The 14,664-nt window shown below is 70.1% G+C and carries 16 protein-coding genes; 5 read left to right on the forward strand and 11 right to left on the reverse strand.

Annotated elements, in window-relative coordinates; all coding sequences use genetic code 11:
* Positions 1-92: 92 nt before the first annotated feature.
* Positions 93-1,031, reverse strand: a complete 939-nt coding sequence (locus ACWFR3_RS10045; protein WP_453734083.1) for an aminoglycoside phosphotransferase family protein — start codon at positions 1,029-1,031, stop codon at positions 93-95.
* Positions 1,032-1,341: 310 nt separating this feature from the next.
* Here ACWFR3_RS10045 and ACWFR3_RS10050 point away from each other — a divergent pair, with 310 nt between their 5' ends.
* A complete protein-coding gene (locus ACWFR3_RS10050) occupies positions 1,342-1,599 on the forward strand; it encodes a hypothetical protein (RefSeq protein ID WP_453734084.1) in 258 nt (85 codons plus the stop codon).
* A 96-nt stretch (positions 1,600-1,695) separates the two neighbouring features.
* Here ACWFR3_RS10050 and ACWFR3_RS10055 read toward each other — a convergent pair whose 3' ends face one another.
* Positions 1,696-2,073, reverse strand: coding sequence for an SCO4402 family protein (locus ACWFR3_RS10055; RefSeq protein WP_453734085.1), 378 nt, complete (start codon positions 2,071-2,073; stop codon positions 1,696-1,698).
* A gap of 189 nt (positions 2,074-2,262) precedes the next feature.
* Between ACWFR3_RS10055 and ACWFR3_RS10060 the strand changes: the two genes are divergently transcribed.
* The gene (locus ACWFR3_RS10060; protein ID WP_453734086.1) at positions 2,263-3,063 is read left to right on the forward strand and encodes an SAM-dependent methyltransferase; all 801 of its coding nucleotides are present in this window, start codon (positions 2,263-2,265) and stop codon (positions 3,061-3,063) included.
* A 168-nt stretch (positions 3,064-3,231) separates the two neighbouring features.
* The gene (locus ACWFR3_RS10065; protein ID WP_453734087.1) at positions 3,232-3,570 is read left to right on the forward strand and encodes a hypothetical protein; all 339 of its coding nucleotides are present in this window, start codon (positions 3,232-3,234) and stop codon (positions 3,568-3,570) included.
* A 174-nt stretch (positions 3,571-3,744) separates the two neighbouring features.
* On the opposite strand, the gene ACWFR3_RS10070 is transcribed toward ACWFR3_RS10065, so the two are convergent.
* Positions 3,745-4,386: a hypothetical protein gene (locus tag ACWFR3_RS10070; protein ID WP_453734088.1), complete on the reverse strand. Its 642-nt coding sequence runs from the start codon at positions 4,384-4,386 to the stop codon at positions 3,745-3,747.
* A 102-nt stretch (positions 4,387-4,488) separates the two neighbouring features.
* A complete protein-coding gene (locus tag ACWFR3_RS10075) occupies positions 4,489-5,532 on the reverse strand; it encodes a hypothetical protein (protein WP_453734089.1) in 1,044 nt (347 codons plus the stop codon).
* A 240-nt stretch (positions 5,533-5,772) separates the two neighbouring features.
* Here ACWFR3_RS10075 and ACWFR3_RS10080 point away from each other — a divergent pair, with 240 nt between their 5' ends.
* Complete coding sequence (locus ACWFR3_RS10080) at positions 5,773-6,006, forward strand: hypothetical protein (protein WP_453734090.1); 234 nt, start codon at positions 5,773-5,775, stop codon at positions 6,004-6,006.
* Between the two features lie 98 nt (positions 6,007-6,104).
* Here ACWFR3_RS10080 and ACWFR3_RS10085 read toward each other — a convergent pair whose 3' ends face one another.
* The gene (locus tag ACWFR3_RS10085; protein WP_453734091.1) at positions 6,105-6,635 is read right to left on the reverse strand and encodes a hypothetical protein; all 531 of its coding nucleotides are present in this window, start codon (positions 6,633-6,635) and stop codon (positions 6,105-6,107) included.
* 130 nt (positions 6,636-6,765) lie between these two features.
* On the opposite strand from ACWFR3_RS10085, the gene nadE reads away from it, so the two are divergent.
* Positions 6,766-7,596 (forward strand): ammonia-dependent NAD(+) synthetase, encoded by an 831-nt coding sequence (gene nadE, locus ACWFR3_RS10090; protein ID WP_453734092.1) that lies wholly within the window; start codon positions 6,766-6,768, stop codon positions 7,594-7,596.
* Between the two features lie 7 nt (positions 7,597-7,603).
* Here the strand turns inward: nadE and ACWFR3_RS10095 are convergent, their stop codons facing one another.
* From ACWFR3_RS10095 to ACWFR3_RS10120, 6 genes are read right to left on the reverse strand one after another with little or no spacing between them, the layout of a single operon-like run.
* The gene (locus ACWFR3_RS10095) at positions 7,604-8,938 is read right to left on the reverse strand and encodes an NADase-type glycan-binding domain-containing protein (RefSeq protein ID WP_453734093.1); all 1,335 of its coding nucleotides are present in this window, start codon (positions 8,936-8,938) and stop codon (positions 7,604-7,606) included.
* Positions 8,935-9,528, reverse strand: a complete 594-nt coding sequence (locus tag ACWFR3_RS10100) for a phage tail protein (RefSeq protein WP_453734094.1) — start codon at positions 9,526-9,528, stop codon at positions 8,935-8,937. Before ACWFR3_RS10100 ends, ACWFR3_RS10095 begins: the two co-directional genes overlap by 4 nt.
* A gap of 31 nt (positions 9,529-9,559) precedes the next feature.
* Positions 9,560-11,518: a putative baseplate assembly protein gene (locus tag ACWFR3_RS10105; protein WP_453734095.1), complete on the reverse strand. Its 1,959-nt coding sequence runs from the start codon at positions 11,516-11,518 to the stop codon at positions 9,560-9,562.
* Positions 11,518-11,970 (reverse strand): GPW/gp25 family protein, encoded by a 453-nt coding sequence (locus ACWFR3_RS10110; protein ID WP_453734096.1) that lies wholly within the window; start codon positions 11,968-11,970, stop codon positions 11,518-11,520. The genes ACWFR3_RS10105 and ACWFR3_RS10110 overlap by 1 nt, the downstream gene beginning before the upstream one ends.
* 55 nt (positions 11,971-12,025) lie before the next feature.
* Positions 12,026-13,942: a VgrG-related protein gene (locus ACWFR3_RS10115; protein WP_453734097.1), complete on the reverse strand. Its 1,917-nt coding sequence runs from the start codon at positions 13,940-13,942 to the stop codon at positions 12,026-12,028.
* Positions 13,942-14,661, reverse strand: a complete 720-nt coding sequence (locus ACWFR3_RS10120) for a CIS tube protein (RefSeq protein ID WP_453734098.1) — start codon at positions 14,659-14,661, stop codon at positions 13,942-13,944. The genes ACWFR3_RS10115 and ACWFR3_RS10120 overlap by 1 nt, the downstream gene beginning before the upstream one ends.
* Positions 14,662-14,664: the final 3 nt, after the last annotated feature.

Here is a 14,664-nt window from a genome sequence, read left to right on the forward strand (position 1 = left end):
TCACCGGGAGCAACTGCCCGCCGAGATCAGGGGAGTTGCAGAACTCCCACGAACGGGACGCCGCAGCGAGTGTGCGCGACGGACCGAAGGCGTTATGCGCGGCGGCGATGGTCGGCCATGACCTCGTCGAGCACGCGACGGGTCGACTGCTCAGTCGCAGCATCGCCGTCGCCCGCCTCAATGCTCTGCGCGAGTACGAGCAGTGCTTTCCAGGTCAGCCAGCCGCGGGCCCGAGCCCACGTGCCCTCGTCCTGGCCGACGGCGCGCCGGAATGCCTCGCGGCTCTCCCCGGCGAACATGCCCCAGGCGATGACGAGGTCGCAGGCCGGGTCGCCGACGCCGGAGGTCCCGAAGTCGATGACGGCGCTCAGTTGACCGTCCACGACGAGGAGATTGCCCTGGGCGATGTCGCCGTGGAACCAGACGGGCGGGCCCGTCCACTCGGCGTCGAGGGCCTCGTCCCAGATGGTGGCGGCGTGCGCGGTGTCAACGTGCCCCTCGAGCGTCGCGAGACAGCGCCGGGTCTCGTCGTCGTAGTGAGCCGGCGGGGCGCCCCGGTAGAAGCTGTGGGCGCCCGCAACAGGCCCGCCCGTCGTGTCGCACCGTTGCAGGGCGAGGATGAACTCGGCGACGGATTCGGCGAAGTGCGGCAGGTCGACGATCCGCTCCGGGGACGCTGTCTGCCCGGCGATCCAGCCGCGCACCGACCACGGGTGCGGATAGCCCTCGCCAGGCTCACCCCTGCCCAGGACCTGCGGGATGGGCACCGGCAGGGCGGGCGCCAAACGAGGCAGCCAGGTGTTCTCCTTGTCGACGGCCGGCACATAGGCGGCATGCGTCGGCAGCCGCACGGTCATGGAGTCGCCGAGCCGGTAGGTGCGGTTGTCCCACCCGTCCACCGCGACCGGCACGACCGGCAGATGGGCCCACTGCGGGAACTGGGCACGGACCAGACGGCGCACCAGGCCGGCGTCGATCCCGGCCCGCCCGTCGGGAGGCGGGGAGAGATGTGAAGGCGTTGTCTGTGTCATCACTCAGGATCGTCCGCCGCTTGGCACATCTCCCGCAACGGGATTAGCGCTCCGGGGCCATCGCCCATGAGGATCCGGGACGCGGTCTTGTGCCGCATGCCAGTCCCTAGCCGCGCACGAGCCGCGTACGCGTCAAGCAGGCCTGCGATTTCTTCACATCTCCCACGCCAGCTGCACGACTCGAGGTGGCATGGTTGATCAACTGGTGGGCCGGACACTCCGCGTCCGCGCTGGGGGGACTTTCATGCGTACTCGTACTGCTCGTACTGCTCGTACTACTGCAGCTTCGGCCGTTTTGATCCTGTGCACTGTGATGGGCTCGGCGGCCTGTTCGTCGTCCTCGGACGGCAATCCGTCCTCGGACACTTCGACTTCGGACGAACAGAGCAAGAGCCAGCGCCAGGCGAACAAGGGCGCCCCCGATGCCGATCCCTCGGCCTGCGCGACTTCCAGCGAGAAGATCCCGGAAGACTGCGCGGTCGACATGGATGTAGCCGAGATGGACGAGGCAACTCCTGCCACGGAGCCGCCTGCGACGAATGCGACGTCGGCACCCTCGACGAAGTGACTGCATCTGTGACGGGCGGCCTGGCTCGACGGGGGAGCGTCGGAGCCGGCTGCTTCGTTCGGCCGTCATTCGCAAGTTTTCCCGGGGACGGGGAGCTCAGTGCCCCTGCCGAGGGTCACCCAATAGTTCCAGGGCATCCCGTGCCGCTGCGACGACGTCTCCCCACGCTCTGGAACGAATGATCTCTTCATCGCTCCCGGCAGGGGAAGACAGAACGACATCGAGCGCGGAATTCAGCGCCATCATGGCGGAGACTTCACCGTCGTCGAGCAGGACGTACCCCAGTCGACCGCTTGGTTCGTCCAAGACACCCGAGTCATCGAAGAAGTCCAGCACTTCGTCGAGGGTAGAGGCGGCCGCGTCTGGATTTCCCCAGTTTTCCTTTTGCCAGCCCCTGTCGCCCAGCTTGGCCAGCCAATCGAGCAACTGATCCCTTATCCAGGGCGTCTGCAGGTGGCGTCCGTCAGGGGGCATCCCGAGTTCTCCAAGTTGTTCACTCGCTGTGGGGCACATCAGCCGCCTGGCGACTGGCGCCTGACGTCTCATCAACTTAGGGCTCCCGCGACCCTGATGGTGGCGTGGGGATGTCAAGCTGTTCGAGCGGCGGTCCGGACCGTCGTAGCGTCTGATGACCATTGACAGCGATGGAGAGCGGGGTGGCCCATGCACGGCGCAGGCGATCGGATTGACACTTCGACGGCGCATTCGGCGCGGGTGTACGACTACATCCTTGGAGGCAAGGACCACTACCCTGTCGACGCCCGGGCGGGCGACGCCATGTGCCAGCACTGGCCTGCGCTGCCCGTACACATGCTGGAGAACCGCCGCTTCATGCACCGTGCCGGACGCTACCTCGCCCGGGAGCAAGGCATCCGGCAGTTCCTCGATATCGGTACCGGTCTTCCCACAGCCCCCAACCTGCACGAGGTCGTACAGGAGGTGGCGCCGGAGTCCCGGCTGGTCTACGTCGACAATGACCCCATCGTCCTCGCCCACGCCCGTGCCCTCCTGCAGAGCTCGTCCGAGGGGGCGACCGCTTACATCGACGCTGACATGCACGACCCGGACGCCATCCTGGACAGTTCCGGATTCCGTTCGCTGATCGACGTGAACGAGCCGGTCGGCCTGATGATCATCGGGATTCTGCACTTCATCTTGCCGCCGGACGACCGGCGCCTGGTGCAACGCCTGCTCGACCCACTGCCGTCGGGCAGCTTCCTGGCGATGACCATCGGCACCGCTGACTTCGCGCCCGAGGAAGTCGGCCGGGTGGCCGAGGAGTACGCCGGGCAGGGCATGCCCATGGCTCTGCGCGACCTGGCGACCACCAGCTCCTTCTTCGATGGGATGGATCTGGTCGACCCCGGTGTCACACAAGTTCACAAGTGGAGGCCGGGCCCCGAGCAGGACGGCATCGACGATCGCGCAATCGCCATGTACGGGGCGGTGGCGCGTAAGCGCTGACCCGGCGGTCCACGCCACTGACGTGGATCTACAGCGGGGCAGCCTCAGGGGCGTGGCGAGAGCGAGCGCACAGGTGTGCGGGTGTGCGGGCCAGCGCTTTCATCGCGCCTCGACCGCCTAACCTCGTTCCGCACTCCTGGGAGCGGAACGGGTCGTACCCTTTAGTCCATGGCTACGCAATTCGCTGATCTCGCCGATGAACGCGGAATCGCCCTCGCCGCACCTCTGCCGCATGCGGCCCTGTTCGCGGCGGTGCGGTGCCTCGGGCTCGCCCAGGGCACCCGCGGCGAGGCGGAGGCGCTGCAAGGCACGCTGTGGCACTACATGCGGGCTGCCGAGATCTCGAACTCCCCCGAAGCCCGCGTTCCTTGCGACGTGCTCCGGGCAGCCACACTCTGCCTGCGCAAGTGGCGGGCCGTGACCGGCTCGACCCTGTGGCGCGACACGGACGACGCCGAACTGACCATCGCCTGGCGCGAAGGCCTGAACGCGCACCGCCCCAAGTAGATCGGCGGCGGCTGAACCGCCAACGCCACCGCCCTGGAGCAGCGGATACCCGAACCTGGACACCGCAGGTTCGCAGCCTGCCGCCCCCGTCGCAGCGAACGGTCGCCCGCACCTCCCGGACGACCCCGCTCAACACCTCGGACCGTAGACCCCTCACGGACCCCGGCTGCACGGTCAGTGCACCGGCCGCCAGTGGGGGGACGCCTCGTCCAGAGTCCGGAACGGCTGCTGCCGCGTCGGGTCGTCCCAGATCAAGCAGCCCCACACCAGGCCGGGCACATCGGATCCCATCCGGTCGGGCGGCCCCTCGGTGAGGGTGCCGAACACCTCGTCGAAGTAATTGGCCATCGACGGAAACTCGACAGGGCCATCCGGAGGATCAGTCAAGTACCAGGAACCCATCCCGCCGTCGGACACCCAGTGACCGGACTCCGGACCGGCCTCGTCACCGGTCAACCACGGCACCCCGGCCAGACCGCCCCAGCCATCCGGCTTTCCGACGCCGGGAAGACGGAGCCCCACCGCCTGCCCCGGCGGCAGGATGATCCCACCGGGCAGGAATGCCCCGGAGCCGACCTCGCCCTGCTCGTCTTCCTCGATGACCTGGTGATCCACTCCCCCGCACAGCCGCCACAGAGCAACCAACTCCCTGGGAAGCCCGAAGCCCAGCTGCCGACGCAGCGCCGCTTCCGCCGCGTCGATCTCCTCCTCGGGCACAGGCGGAAGCAAGCTCCGATGCGACAGCGGCGCGTGTTCGGCCAACCACTGCGTGAGCCGGGCCCACGCCGCCTGCACCCGCTCTATCTCTTCGCTCATGCAGCGCACCGTACAGACAACACACGCAACACACGCCCGCCAAATGCCCGTTGAGACCATGATTGGGCCACAGCCACAGCCAGAGGTCAGACGGCGCTGCGGTCAGCGGCGCGGGCCCTCTGCCTTGATCATGTCCCAGCTGTCGGTGACCATGGCGATCTTGCCCTTGGCGGGGATGTACGCCTGTGCCTGGTGCAGGTAGTCCACGAGGAACACCCGCTCGTCCTTCTTGCTGCCGGCAAGGAGTGCGATCTGGGGGGACGGGGTGATGCGCGCGGCCGGGTCGGTGGTGTGCATGTACTCCTGGACGTCGGCGTTGAAGTAGGTCAGCGTGCCGCCGCCCTTCGTCTGCAGGGCGTAGACCTTCTTGTGGTCCGTCTTGCCCGCCTTGAACTCGGACTTGCCGCCGGGGTTGAGCATCTTGTTCTGGTCCAGGGGGAACTGGGTCATCCACTTCGCCGTCTGGCTGGCCCCCACCTTCCCGCCCAGCTTTTCGTCGCCCGAGTACAGGGCGACCAGCGCATCGTCCATCTTGTCCGGCGCGAGGGTGCCTCGCGCCTTGGCGGTGTCGCTGACCGGCACCGCGAATCCGTCGCCGTCCTTGGCCGGCTCCGGCGTCTTGGGGTCCTTCTTGGTGGTCCAGCCGCTCCAGACGGCCTTCCAGTCGCCGCCCTGCTTGTCGAAGATGACCGTGGCCCTGCTGGTCTTGGGCGAAGTGCCGTTGGCACCCTTGGTGTCGGCGCGCATCGCGAACCAGGTCACACCGCTCTTCGCGGACGGGATCACGTACTCGCGGTTGACGTAGGAAAACGGCTTGCGGCCGTCGGCCATGTCCTTGGCGGAGCGCAACTTGTCCTGCTTGTAGGTGTTCGCGCTCGTCTCGAAAAGACCGTCGCCCTCGACTGCGGACAGGATGCCGCTGTCCCGCTTCGCGTTGGCCTGGTTGTTGACCTTCACGTACTTGTCGGCGATCTTCTTCGCGTCGGCCTGCGTGACCACGCCGCTGGGGGCGCGGTCGGCGGCGGTCTTTCCGTTCTTGTCGCCTGACTTCGAGTCGTCGGCGCCGGACGAGCAGGCGCTGGCGGCCAGGGCGAGAGCGGCCGTCCCTGCGGCTACGACGAGTGCGGTGCGGTTCCTGCGGTGCATGAACATCCCCGTTGGGTTGAAATGGAATCCGTGGTTCCTGGTCAGTCAGGGAGCCACGCTAGCCCCCGCCTCGAATCGGCAGCCCTCCGCCCCGAATCGGCCGGGACCGGATCCGATGGCACCTACATGGAACCGGCTCCGAACGGAAGATCGTCTTGATCTAGGAAGGGCCGAGGAAGGGCCACGGTGCACGGTCCGCCGTCGTACCCGCCCCGGCCGGATTTCGAGGGAAAGAGCTGTATGAAGTTCCGCAAGATCGCGTACACGCTGTTCGCCGCGACCACGCTGGCCATGGCCGGTGCCGGTGCGGCCCATGCTGCCGACATCGCCCCGGGCTGGGAGCGCTACGGCGTCTACTCCACCGACGCCGAGTGCCAGAACAAGGCCGGCGAACTCACCTCCGCAGGGAAGATCAACGGAGCTGAGTGCTACGCCGAAGGCCGCGGCCACGCGCTGGACGTGCACTACAAGTAGCAACCCCGCCCGCCTGGTGCGGACCGGCGTCCCGCGGCGTTCCGCACCAGGGCCAGGGCCCGCGGCGGCGCCTCCAGGCAGCCCGGCTGCCTACCCACCTACAAGTAGCCCGGCTCACCCGTCGCCGCGAAACGGGTGACGGACCTGCGGATGAGGTCGAGGAACTGCGGAAGGCCGTCGGCGACCCTGTCGAACTCCGCCGCGTCCGCGGAAGCCGTCCGGGACCGGTGGATCACGCCGTCCCGGTCGGCGGCGAACAGGATGCCGCCTCCGTCCGAGCCGATCACCATGCCGTGCGGATCATCGGCCGCCGGGATGAAGACGTAGCCCTCCTGCGCCACCCGGTGCAGGACATCGTGCGCCGAGTGGATGAAGTAGCCGTTGCCCACATCGGGCAGGGCGACCTCCCCGATGGACTCGTAGAAGGTCAGCATTGCGGCGGATCCCGGCATGTCGCGCCCGTATTCACGGGCGGCATGCCGGTCGGCCTCGTCGGCGACGCGCACCTCGTTGCCCTCGGGCGGGTACCCGTACGTCTCCTCGAAGGTCGCGGCCATCGCGCTCACCGCGGCCGTGATCTCCTCGCGCCATCGCGACAGCCAAGCAGCCGAGTACGCGGTCCCGTCCATGGTCCGGATCATCGCACTCCCCCACCGCCCGGCCGATGCGTGCCCGCCCGGCGGGCGGCCGACGGCGCCGGGGCGGCGCTTGAAGCTAGGGTTCCGGAAAGCACATCGTGAACCGGAACAAGGAGCAGACGTGAGCGAGCCGGCGTCCATCGCCCTGCAGCAGGAGATCGCCCGAGAACTGGAGGTCGCCGAGACCTTCGAGGCCGAGGGGGAGATCGAACGCCGGGCGGCTTTCCTCGCCGAGCGGCTGACTTCGACCGGTCTGCGCTCCCTCGTGCTCGGTATCAGCGGCGGCGTCGACTCCACCGTCGCCGGCCGGCTGTGCCAGCTCGCCGTCGAGCGGGCCCGGGCCGCCGGGCACGAGGCGCGGTTCTACGCGATGCGGCTGCCCTACGGCGTCCAGGCCGACGAGCACGACGCCCAGCTCGCGCTCTCCTTCATCCAGGCCGACGAGGTCCTGACGGTGGACATCAAGCCCGCGAGCGACGCCGCGCTCCAGGCCTCGCTGGACGCCGGAGTGAGCTTCCGCGACGCCTCCCACCAGGACTTCGTCCACGGCAACATCAAGGCCCGGCAGCGCATGATCGCCCAGTACGTGGTGGCCGGTTCGTACGGCGGCCTGGTCGTCGGCACCGACCACGCCGCCGAGGCGGTCTCCGGGTTCTTCACCAAGTTCGGGGACGGCGCCGCCGACCTGGTCCCGCTGACCGGCCTGACCAAGCGCCGGGTGCGCGCCGTCGCGGACGCGCTGGGCGCGCCCGCCGAGCTGGTGTGGAAGTCGCCGACGGCCGACCTGGAGACGCTCGCCCCGGGCAAGGCCGACGAGGACGCGCTCGGGGTCACCTACGACAACATCGACGACTTCCTGGAAGGCAAGCCGGTGGACGAGCAGGTCTTCGAAAAGATCATCAGCCGTTACCGTCTCACCGACCACAAGCGCCGGCTGCCCATCGCCCCCTGAGCGGCTGCTAGGTGCGGCTGCCGTTGGAGCGGCCGAAGAGTTCGACCTCCGCTATGGCCACCTGCTTCTTCGCGGAGGCAGCGTGGGCCGACTCGACGGTGAAGCGGACCCGGGTGACCTCGCCGACGCGGAAGGAGCGGCGCTGGCCGCCCGGGCCCGGGTCCAGGGTCAGGTCGCGGGTCGCGGTGGAGCCGTCCTTCCTGGTGACCTCGGCCTTGACGCGGTGGGGCAGCGCGGACTTGCCGAGCTCGTCGGCGCGGGTCGAGACGCCCGGCGTGATGATGACGTCGAGCAGGCGGGTGGGCTGGGTGAAGCGCACTTCGATCCACTCGCCCTGGCCCGACTCCGCCACCCCCGGACCCCACCAGGTGTTGTTGAGCTTGTCGAAGGCCAGCTTCGCCGGATGGCCTGCGTACGCGTTCGAGGCGCGGATCTCGTCCGGCTCGACCGGAGCACGCTTGGCGAAGTGGTCGCGCGTGGCCTGGATGCCGTCGGAGAGGTTCACGGCGACGAAGATGAGCAGCGTCAGGACGACGGCCCAGGTGATCCAGGTGCCGATGTTGTCCAGGACGCGGCGCAGGCGGGGGCGTTCGCCCGCCCACGGCGTCTGGTTGCGGCCGGGGCCCATGAGGCGGCGCCACCACGGCAGCGGTCCCGGCGTCTGGTCGGCCCTCTCGGCGAGCGGCATCGCGCAGCGGGCGCAGAAGTGGCGGTCGGGGCGGTTCGGGGTGGAGCACCACTGGCACGGCGGGCCGTTGCCCGGCTGCGGTGCCTGGCCGGGCACGCGCACGTGCGGGCGCTCGGCGTCGGGGCGTCCGGGCAGGACCGGGCTCACGGCCGGGGGCGGCGGGGCCGCCTGCGGGTCCGCGACGGGCACCAGGAGGGAGCGGACGGTTTCCGGGCCGGGGGTGTACGCGGGCGCCACCGGGTCGTTGGGTGCCGTGTCCGTCAAGTCCGGGTTGCCGGGGGCGGGTTGAGGCGCGGGCCCGCCGGGCTCGCCAGGTGCGGCCCGGCGGGGCAGGCCGGAGTCGGCGGCGCGCGGCCCGGCGACCGGGGCGGAGGCGGAGGCGGCTGCCGCATCTGGGCCCGCAGGGGCGGACGCGGGAGGCGTCGTACGGGACGGGCGGGCGAAGCCGTCCCAGCCGGGTCCGGGGGCGGATCCCGCCCCGGGTCCCGCCCCAGGGCCCGCCCCGGAGCCCGCATGGGCGCCCGGGTCCGCGCCCGGCGCCGCCCCTGAGCGTGCCCCGGCCGGATCCCAGCTGAGGACGGCGCCGCAGGCGTCGCAGAACGACTGACCGGGTTCCACGCGGGCGTCGCACTCGGTGCAGTTCTGCCTGGTCATGACTCCAGAGTCCTTTCGGAGGATGTGACCGCGGTGGCGGCGGTGACGGCGGTGACGGCGGTGACGGTGACGGAGTAGGGCATGTGGGCGGGGCGGGCGGCGGCCACGAGCGTGTCCAGGCGGTGGGTGTCCGCCGGTGTCGGGTCGGGCAGTCGGAGCGCCACGTGCAGGTGGGGGCGGGGGCTGCCGGGGATCGGGCCGCGGGGGCGCGCGCTCCACGCCGCGCCGCCGCTCTCGGTGATCTCCGGTGCGGTGCCGAACGCGAGGCGCACCGCCTCCGCAAGGCCCTGACGTGTGCCCCGTACCCGGTGCAGTGCGGCCGCGGCGGCGACGGCGGCACGCAGCCGTGCCTCGGACTCGATGCCGTCGGTTTCGGCGCCCACCCAGATGCTCAGCCACTGGGCGAAGTCGGCCGGGGTGAGCGCGGGGTCGAAGTAGGTGTCCAGGCAGTCCAGGACGTTCAGGATCGGCGCCATGACCTCGTCGAGGCCCGCGACGAACTTCTGCGCCAGGGTGTCGTCGGCGAAGACGGCCGGGAGCATCATGCCGATGGGTGCGGAGGAGCCGAGGCCGTCGATGGAGCCCCTCATGAGCGGCCACCCGGAGGGTGCGCGGCAGTTGTCACGAGGCGTCCCCGATCACTCGTACGCGGTGGTCGAAGGAGAACACCAGGGCGGAGGGCTCCAGGTCGATGCGGTCGGTGCGGTCGCCGCGCTTGCCGGTCAGCGGGTCGGCCGGGTGCAGGACGACCTCGTCGACCAGCTCCACGCCCGGCACCCGCTGCAGGACGGCGAAGATCTCGCCCGCCTGGACGGGACGGCCGAAGGGCCAGCCCCTGCCGTCCGCGCCGCCGGTGAGCGGGTCGAGGTGGCGGTAGATGGCGTCGTGGGCGGCGCGCCGTACGCGGTCGGTCTCCACCCCGCGGAACGCGTGCACCGTGGCCACCACCGTGATGCCCTGGTAGTACGGCGGGCCGACGGCGAGCCGCGTGCCGATCAGGCGGCGCTCGTCGAGGTGGCGGGTGATGCGGTCCAACAGGGCGTCGCCGGGCACGAGTTGCTCGAACCGCAGCCGTCCGCCGGGGTCGGGCACGGCCTGCGGCACGACCAGGACACGCACCGCGTGCGCCCCGTAGTCGTCGACCTTGCCCTCCAGGCACATGATGCGGGCGGTCTCGGGAGCCGCCCGGCGGGCGAGTTCCTCGTAGTCGCGCAGGGTCACGGCGCGCTCCTGGGCGCGCAGCGTGATGGGGGCGCGGACCTTCGCCTCCTCGACCGTCTCGCCGTCGACCCCGCTGTGCGCGGCCTCCCGGTTGACGACCGCAGTGATGTACGGGATGGAGGTGCGCAGCACGCTCAGGGCGCCGCGCGCCACGTTGCCGGCCCTGCCCCCGCCGATGCGGTAGCGGCGGGCGCGGATGACGGCGCCCTTGGGGGCGACCCGGCCGTACTGGCGCAGCGAGCCGTCGGCCTCGCGCACGGCGGGACCGAAGGCGATGTCGCCGGTGGTCGCGTCCAGGGTGATGTGCCGGTCGTCGGGGCGGGATTCGGCGAAGTGCCGCACCACCTGCCAGTCCTCCCAGCCGTTGTGCTCGGCGGTCTGGAGCAGTACGGGCGGGTCGTCGCCGACGACGGGCGCGTGGGCGAGCCGCAGCCGCTGGCCGGGCAGTCCGGTGGCCTCGCCGAGTGCTTCGTCGTACACCGTGTCGGCGTGGATGACCCCGGTGGTGCCGCCGATGGTGCAGGCGTCGCCGGAGCGCACCGTCGGCGAGGTGGTGTAGAAGGGCTGGTCGGCGGCCGGTTCGGTGACGCGGCAGCGCATCCAGCCCGCCTCGTGGCCGCCGTTGCGGGACAGGATGTGGCCGCCGGGCACGTGCAGGACGACGTCGCCGGGCTTGTTGAGGCCGCCGGTGTCGTCGCGGTGCACCTCGCACTGCTGCCAGCCGTCCGCCGTCCACGCCTCCCAGACCAGCGGGGGCTGGCGGGGGTCGACGCCCACGCCGTCGACGCGGCTGTCGAGTTCGAGGGCGATCGCGCAGTGCGGGACGGCGGCGGTCAGGCCGAACAGCAGGCAGTCGCCGGGGCTCGGGGCCTCGGTGAAGCACATGACGTCGCTGCCCTCGGCGAGATCGGCGGTGCGGTCGGCGACGGGCTCCCCGCGGCGCTGCACCATCACGTGCCGCAGCATGCACGGGACGATGCGCAGGGCGTGCTCGGTGGCGAAGACGACGGCGTCCTCGGTCTCGGTGCGCAGCGTCGTCACCTCGGTGCCGACGGGCACGGCCACCGGCTCGTCCCGTGGGGCGGACAGCCAGAAGGTGACGTCGGTGCGCGCGGCGGACGGCGGGAACAGCGTGATGCCGACCAGGTCGAGGAAGGCCAGGTGGTTCTTCTCCGGGACGCGGTTGAGGCGGTAGACGATCTGGTCCGCCATGTGCGCGACCGTTTCGACGAGGGTGACGCCGGGGTCGGAGACGTTGTGGTCGGTCCACTCCGGGGCGCGCTGCTGTATGTAGCGCTTGGCGTCGTCGACGAACTGCTGGAAACGGCGGTCGTCGAGGTTGGGGCTCTGCAGGGACATCAGCGGTCGCTTTCGGGGAAGGCACCGGGGCCGTCGGACGTCTCCGCGACCCCCGGTTCCTCGTGGGAGGGAATGACGTAGAAGGGGAAGACGAGGCTGCGCGGGTTGTTCGTGCCGCGGATCGCGTAGCGCACGTCGATGAACAGCACGTTCTGGTCCTCGCCCGCGGTGACCTCGACCTCGTGCACCTCGATGCGCGGCTCCCACCGGTCCAGGCTCAGATACACCTCGTGCTGGATACGGCCCGCGGTCTGCTCGTTGACCGGCGCGAACACCAGGTCGTGGATGGCGCAGCCGAACTCCGGGCGCATCGGCCGCTCGCCGGGAGCGGTCGCGAGGACGAGCCGGATGGCCTCCTCGACCTCGCGCTCCCCGCTGACCAGGGCGATGCCGCCGGTGGGGCCGATGCGCAGCGGGAACGCCCAGCCGGAGCCGACGAACTGTTCGGCCATCAGGAAAACACCGGTCCTCTCTCGGGATGCGGGGTCGCGTCAGTCGTGCGGTGCATCAGAAGGGCAGGGGTTTCCGGTTGACCAGGACCACCCCGTTCAGCCCGATGTTGGTCGAGTTCAGGGCCATCGTGGCGCCGGAGGTGAGCGCCATCGCCCCGACGGTGTTCAACGTGACCCCGCCCGCCGCGACGAGGGACGCCATGCCGGCCGCCCGTACGTTGAAGAACGACGTATTCACGCTGAACCCGCCGCCGCCCGCGTTCATGTTCACGGCGCTCGCGGCCCGGAGGCTGAGCACCCCACCGCTCTGGATGGACACATTGCGCTTGGCTCTGAGCGTGAGATCCGTCCCCGCCTGGACGGACACGGAGCGGCTGCCCTTGATGGTGACCGAGCCCTTGCTGTCCACCGTGATCTCGGTCTTGGCCCGGTCGAGGTTGACGGTCAGCTTGTTGTCGCCCGTGGAGACCCGTACGCCCCGGTTGCTGCCCACCCGCTGGCTGAGGAGGTCGACGCGGTTGCCGGTGCGGTCGGAGATGGTGTGGCGGCTGGCCTGGTTCCGTGCCCCGGAGTACAGCGGGGCCTTGTTACGGGTCGGCTTGTCCTTGCCGTTGTAGAGCCCGCCGATCACGAAGGGATGGTCGAGCGCGCCCCGGTCGAAGCCGACGAGGACCTCGTCTCCCACGTCGAGGGGGAAGATGCCGCCGCCGCGCTTGCCGCCCAGCTGCACACAGCGCGTCCAGTCACTGACGTACGTGTCGTCGAGCCACGGGAACTTCAGCTTCACGCGGGCCTGTTCGTCCTTGGTGTCCACGTCCGTGACGACGGCGTTGGCCACGCCGGGCAGCCGCGGCTCGCTCTCCGTACCGCCCGAGGTGAGCCCGTACAGGGAGCGCCACTGGCGGCCGCTGACCGTTACCCAGGACTCGTAGCGCTGCCCGTTGCCGAACACGTGCCGCACCGAGGTCGTCGTGTACTTGCCCTGGAAGGGCCAGCCGACGTCGGCCAGCGCCACCGGCACGCCCGGCCGCAGCTTGGGGTTGCCGTGGACGATGACCTCGAGTTCGGAGAACGAGGAGGCCACGTCGTCGAAGAGCGCGTCGGCGGCGTGCTTGGCCTCTGGCCCCTTGTCGTAGGGCAGCGACGTCTGCACGAGCTTGGTCTTCTTGAAGGCGGCCGCGGCCTTCTTCGGCGTGGAGCCGATGGAGAAGACGGGGTTGTTGGCGCGGCGCGACGTCTCCACGATCTCCTGCGCGTTGACGACGTCGTAGCCACGCACCTCCACCTCGGCCACTTGGTCGGCGGCGGTCACGGAGGTCCGCAGGCGCAGGATGTCGCTCCCGGACTTCAGGACGAGGGGGTTCTTCGCGCTGCGCGCGCCGCTCGGCGACGGCGCGCCCGACGAGGGCTTCGGCGAGACGAAGTTGAACTTGCCCTTGGCGTCGAGGGACATCACCATTTTGTTCTCGTCCGCGAGGCGGGCGATGAAGTCCCAGTCGGTGACGTTGGCCTGGCTGATGAACTCGTAGTTCCCCTTCGAGGACTCGATCTTCCCGATGGGCACGCCCGCGAGCCCGGCCAGCTTCTTGACGATCGAGGACGCGGTCTCGTTCGCGTACGCGACCACGCGGCGCCGGCGCAGGAAACGGTGCCCGAGGTCGTAGCCGCGGATGACGGTGAAGGAGCCGGTGCCGTCGTAGTCGGCCTCCAGGGCGGTGACCTCGCCGGTCAGGAGCGGTTCGCCGGAGCCCTGCCCGTCGGCCACCGGGGTGAGGACCACCTCGGTGCCGAACTGGACCTTGAGCTCCTTGAGGAGCAGACGGTGCGGGTCACGGAAGGTGAGCCGGAACGCGGCGGGCACCCCGGCACCCTGGTCGACCCAGCCGTCGACGAACATCCGGGCGTACTCGTCGGGGAGTTTCTTCCCGCCGAGCTTCACCTTCATCACACTGGAAAAAGCTGTGTCGGCCATCAGCGACCCACCTCCTGCGCCGCGGGCAGCACGAGTTCCGTACCGGACCTGAGGGTCGACGGGTCGTCGATCCCGTTGGCCTCGGCGATGGCCCGCCACACCGTGGCGTCGCCGTACTCACGCCAGGCAAGGGACTGCAGCGAGTCGCCGGCGACGACCCGGTGCACGCTCTGCGCGGTGAGCGCGCCGGAGGTCGGGTTCTGCCCCGGGGCCTCGCGCGGGATCTCGTGGAGACGCAGCTGGCAAGTGGCCCGGATGGGTACGCCCGACGTGCCGAAGAGGGTGTACGAGGCGTCGACGGAAGCGACGTAGGCGGTGAATCGGGCCGTCTTGAACGACCCCCACTGGAAGATCACCCACGGCGGCGACGGCTGGTCGGCCTTCTTGCTCTTGGCGGTCACCCCACAGCAGTCGAGGAGCGTCTGCACCTTCTTCAGGACCTGGTTGCTCGTGGGCCGGTCGGAGGAGTCGAGGAAGATCTCCAAGCCCATCTCGCGCTGCTCCGATCCCATGAACTCCGGCATCGCGCCGTCGCGGTTGTCCGCGGTCGGCGTCACCGTCCAGTTGGCGCGGCGTCCGATGGTCAGCTGCGCCGGGTTGAAGTCGAACTTGAACGTCTTGATGAGTCCGCCCGGCGTGGTGCTGGTGCCGACGGGAGGCTCGTGGATGGCGAGGCTTGCGCGAACGAGGCTCTTGCCGGCGCCTGTGCTCTTGGGCATGTG

This window comes from Streptomyces sp. NPDC055189 (assembly GCF_053606765.1).